This is a genomic window from Candidatus Zixiibacteriota bacterium (genome assembly GCA_020853795.1).
Classification (GTDB): domain Bacteria; phylum Zixibacteria; class MSB-5A5; order CAIYYT01; family CAIYYT01; genus JADJGC01.
Genome location: JADYYF010000152.1, coordinates 1 through 4,919, shown reverse-complemented (window position 1 = coordinate 4,919; position 4,919 = coordinate 1). Strand labels below are relative to the sequence as shown.

Sequence of the window (4,919 nt, the reverse complement as noted above, 5' to 3'; positions counted from 1 at the left end):
GCTTTCGGTATAGATGCGAGCGGGGAAACGAAAAGTCTCCGCAGGACGGCGATGCGTTTTCTTGAATTGGAGCTATCGGCCAAGAGCGGGGGTGTTACTGATTGTACTGACCGTCTCAGGATCGGCCGAAGCGGAAGTTCATACTTTGGGCCGAGAACTTCAGCTACCGTCCAGGAGCAGTTGTTGGTCACTTTGCCTCGAAGCGGACAATCAGCTGTGCAACGGGTATGCTATCGGCGTTTTGTGGCTCGGCTACTTGTGAAAATATGAGCCTGGCCCCTTTGAATACGCGCAGAGGGAAGCATGCTTGATTTTCAGATTACGGCTACAGGTGTCGCTCTTGAATACAAAGAGGACTGGGGAGCCAATAAATGGGTCTGGGATGATCTGACGACAAAAAAGGAGGCGCAGATATCCCGAATATTCCATTTCGCACCTGGAGATTTGCTAAACCCTCCCACACTCACACAAGATTTCGAGGATTACGAGTATCGGTTTCAATTCGGTACATTTGATGATGGCTATGTGAAGATCCCTGCGCGGATCCTCGATATCAAAAACGACTTACTCATAAGTCGTGACGTGACACTCAAGCGGCGGATCTTTGCTGCTGAGCGCAACGTCTCAATTTTTTCTCGGCTCTCAGAGCTTCTAGAACACTCCGATCCTATCGTGATTGGTGGATCACGCCCTGGCGCAATCCCGTGGGGCGTATTTGAGGAGCTACTCAAAAAATTCCCAAACACCTATGAACTTGATCGCTATGCCGATGCCCGTGTTCAGACGATTCTTTCTCAGTACCTCGACGGCATGAAGGATGCACGGGGTCGCTATGAGAGCTATCTCAACAAGAAGACGTCACTCGCCAGCATCACGAAACTCGACTTGGGCGCTTTGAAGAGACAGGAGATTGTAAAATACGTCTTGATCCGAGACCTGATAGACGATGCCTTGAAGACCAAGAAGAATTGGTCCGAGGGCGAGTGGCAGCAGTTGATGCTGTCCTTCCTGCTCCTTTTGTTCCCGAAGTACATCAAGGTACTCGAGAACATCACTATCCACGACTACTACAGCGATCCCGCTAAGAAGACCAATCGTCACATCGATATAGCCTTAGTCGATGCCCACGGCAATCTCGACGTCATCGAAATCAAGAAACCTTTCGATGACAAAATCCTTCGCAAGAGCCTTTACCGTGACAATAGCATCCCGACCGCCGAGTTGAGCGGCAGCATCATGCAGGCCGAGAAATATCTCTTCCACTTGTCGAAGTGGGGCGTCAAAGGTGAAAACAAACTCACCGAAAGGTATGCCGCTGAGTTGCCGACGGGCATGAGGATCCGGATCTCCAACCCTAAGGCAATTATCATTGTTGGACGCGATCAGATCGGCGGGGCCAACATGACTGGTAGTCAGTTGCTGGACTTCGAGATAATCAAGCGCAAGTATGCGAACATGATGGACATCATCACATACGATGACTTGCTGCGACGGCTCAACAATACCATTATCGCCCTTGGTGGTTGAGGGATGTAGTTTGACATGGATCGATTTCTATCGAATCAAAGGGTCCAGGTTTGAATTGATTCAAGTGCCGAACTTCTACTATTCCGTCCAATCAATATCCGCTCAGAGGCGGACAGAGACACTCGGCTAAGTTGCTCTCATCATCAGGCAGCCCCGGCCAACTCCGGTCGTCCACGATGTAGGCTGATAAGCAGCCAACCATCTTAATGGCATAATGACTAAACTAATTTGATCGGTGGGCATGGCCAGGAAACAACGGACACGGATTTGGCGATAGCGGGCGCATCTAGCATATACGGACGACCGTATCGGTTCATTCATAGTGAGGTAACCTGGGAGGGCCGCGATGAAGCTAAGAGAATTCAGGGTACGCGAGTTCAGGAGCATTTGGGATTCAGGTCCCGTCAAGGTTGACGATCAGGTGACATGCCTTGTCGGTAAGAACGAGGCCGGGAAGACTGCGCTTCTGACAGCGCTCTACCGAACCAACCCGATCATTACCGAACAGGCCATATTCGATGAAACCTATGACTACCCCAAGCGGGAAGTCGAAGATTACCGTTTCGCGGTCGAGAACGAAGACCGTGGCGAGGCCGTTGTCGTAGAGGCCCTGTATGAGCTTGAAAGCGGGGATGTTGAGGCCGTTGCATCGGTCTTCGGTCCTAAGACTCTCAAGGACAAGACCTTCAAGCGTGAGACCTTTTACGGCAAGAGCAACAGCAGGTTCAATCTGTCTGTCGATGAAGCTGCCGCCCGGAAGCATCTGGCCAACAACACTGCACTGAACGAAGAACTCAGAGCTACGCTTACAGAAGCCGCAGATTGGAACGCCTTCGCCACCGCATTGGACACTGCGGAAGCCACCGAAGCCGTTAACGCAGTTAAGGTGTTAGTAGCCAAGGTCCGTGAGAAGGGATTAGCTTCATACATCTTCAATTCCTTGATCTGGCGGCGCGCTCCAAAATATCTCTATTTCGACGAGTATTACCAGATGAAGGGGCAGGCAAATCTCCAAGCACTGATCGCTCGCGAGGATGCCAAAAACCTTGAGGATTCCGACTACCCGCTGATCGGGCTCATCAATCTAGCCCGCCTCGATCATCGCCAGCTTATCGCAGCGAAGAACACGACAGAACTTAAAAACAAGCATGAGGGGGCCGGAAATCACTTAACTAGGCGGATCATTAAATACTGGTCCCAGAACCAGCATATCCAGATTCGCTTTGACGTGCGTGACGCTAAACTTGAAGACCCGCCGGATATGCGGCAGGGCATCAATGTCTGGGGCGAGGTCTATGACACCGTTCATTGGGCACACACGCCGCTCGGCACCAGATCGCGCGGCTTCGTCTGGTTCTTCTCGTTCCTTGCGTGGTATGAGGATGTGAAACGTCAGAAACAAAACGTTATCCTATTGCTCGATGAGCCAGGCCTATCATTGCACGGACGCGCGCAAGCCGATCTCCTGCGATATTTTGAGGCCGAGTTATCGGCCCACCAGCTTCTTTACACCACCCATTCACCCTTTATGATCGACCCGACAAAATTTGAGCGGGTGCGAATCGTGCAAGACTTGGGAGTCGACACGAAGGAACAACTGCCGAAGGATCAGGATGGCACGAAGGTGCTTACAAATGTGTTTGACGCAACCGACGACAGCTTATTTCCGTTGCAAGGCGCGCTCGGCTATGAGATTCAGCAGACGCTGTTCATTGGTCCTAATTCGTTGGTAGTCGAAGGCCCTGCCGATATGCTCTATCTTTGGGCCGTATCCAACCAGCTTGAGCGTGAGGGGCGTGTGGGCCTATCCGAGGAATGGGTGATTACACCCGTAGGTGGCAGCGGCAAGGTTCCGGCGTTCGTCGCACTGTTGGCCCCTCAGAAAGGCATGAACGTCGCCACGCTGCTCGATTTCCCGAGCAGCGACCGTGCGCTGATCGAAGACCTCTACAAGAAGAAGCTGCTCAAGAAGAAACAGGTCATTACATACGGGGATTTTGTCGGAAAGAACGAAGCCGATGTGGAGGATATGTTCGAGCGTGATTTCTACGTAAATCTCGTCAATGCCGAGTATGCAAAGGAATTGAAAAAACCATTAGATCTGGCAGCTCTGAACACCAAAGAGCCACGCACGTTACGGAGTATCGAAGCCTATCTTGAAGCCAATCCGCTCAAATCTGGCTCTTTTGGCCATTACAGGCCCGCACGGTATTTCTCGGAAAATGCAGCCACGCTCTGGCTGCAGGTTTCGGGCGCCACTAAGGACCGCTTTGAGGCTGCGTTCAATCATCTCAATGCTCTACTGCGATAGGCGCACAATGAATCTTCGGTTCGACTGATCGCAGCGATAGACATGAAGGAGAGGCGATGCTTGTGACGTTCGATTCCAATGTATGGAGGGCTGCCGCTGATCCTTCGAGGTTCCCGAACCATCCTGAATATGCAGCATTCGTGAGAATCAATGCCGCTCTGAAGTCGGGGAAGATCCGAGGTGTGCTTTGCGAAACGGTCTTCACGTTAGAAGGAATTGTCCGGGCGGATCGCAAAAACTTCTTTGTGTCGTATCGACCGAAGGCTAAGGTCACGGAGGAGGAACTACCTGACGGGACCATCAAGCTTGGGTTTAGCTTGGGTCCCGATAACTCCGCACACCCAGGAAATAATTCCTACCTAAGCTCGCACCTTGCGGACGCCTTGGCGGTAGGCTTCAAGTTGATGCGGTGCCCGCGTGTAGCTGGAGTTCAGAACTCTGACTTGAAAGACGAATGGTTTCATCCTACGTTGCATGAGTATGCGAAAAAGTTCGGGGAGGTGGGCCGACGCCTTGAGAGTGCAGGAGCTGGAATAGCCCTGATCAAGACAATAGGCAACAAGTACGCGTCTCCTACTGAGCCCTGGTTTGAGGGTCTTACGAAGGCTCCATCAAGCGAAGATACCGCTATTGCCAAGGCGGTCGCGGAGTGGGCGGATGCAGATTCCGTCGCTGCACACGTGGCAAACGGGAACACATTCTTCTGCACGAACGACATTGCTGTCGCAGCGGGTACTGCATCTACATTTTCCGCTTCAAACCGCCAGTGGCTTGAAGCTGATTATGGGGTGCAGCTCCGATCCCCTACCGCGCTGGTCACATATATTTAACTGGTCATCGCGGACGCCTTCTGCGCCGGTTAGCTTCAACTTTGAACGTCTGCTCCTAAATAGGCAAACTTCCGCTCTGGGTCGATAGCGTCAGCAGGCACCTGACTCACTGAATCTCCGCTTCGGCCGACAATCAGACTGAAGCCTCAACCCGCCCCGTTCTTCCTCTCCAACCCATACCGCGTCAGCTTCGCCCGCAGTCCCACCCGCGACAACCCCAATTCATCCGCCACCCGCGTCTTGTTCCAGCG

Annotated in this window: 4 protein-coding genes; 3 read left to right on the top strand and 1 reads right to left on the bottom strand. The window is 52.4% G+C overall.

Features of this window, described 5'->3' with window-relative positions; all coding sequences use genetic code 11:
• Nucleotides 1-303: 303 nt before the first annotated feature.
• From IT585_11970 to IT585_11960, 3 genes are all read left to right on the top strand, one after another.
• Nucleotides 304-1,527, top strand: a complete 1,224-nt coding sequence (locus IT585_11970; protein ID MCC6963961.1) for a DUF4263 domain-containing protein — start codon at nucleotides 304-306, stop codon at nucleotides 1,525-1,527.
• A gap of 346 nt (nucleotides 1,528-1,873) precedes the next feature.
• Entirely contained in the window at nucleotides 1,874-3,838 is a 1,965-nt protein-coding gene (locus IT585_11965; GenBank protein MCC6963960.1) for an AAA family ATPase, read from the top strand.
• Between the two features lie 56 nt (nucleotides 3,839-3,894).
• Nucleotides 3,895-4,668 carry a hypothetical protein gene (locus IT585_11960; GenBank protein ID MCC6963959.1) on the top strand — a complete coding sequence of 258 codons (774 nt, stop codon included), beginning with the start codon at nucleotides 3,895-3,897 and terminating at the stop codon, nucleotides 4,666-4,668.
• A 146-nt stretch (nucleotides 4,669-4,814) separates the two neighbouring features.
• Here the strand turns inward: IT585_11960 and IT585_11955 are convergent.
• On the bottom strand, nucleotides 4,815-4,919 hold a 105-nt coding region (locus IT585_11955), incomplete at its 5' end, for a hypothetical protein (protein ID MCC6963958.1).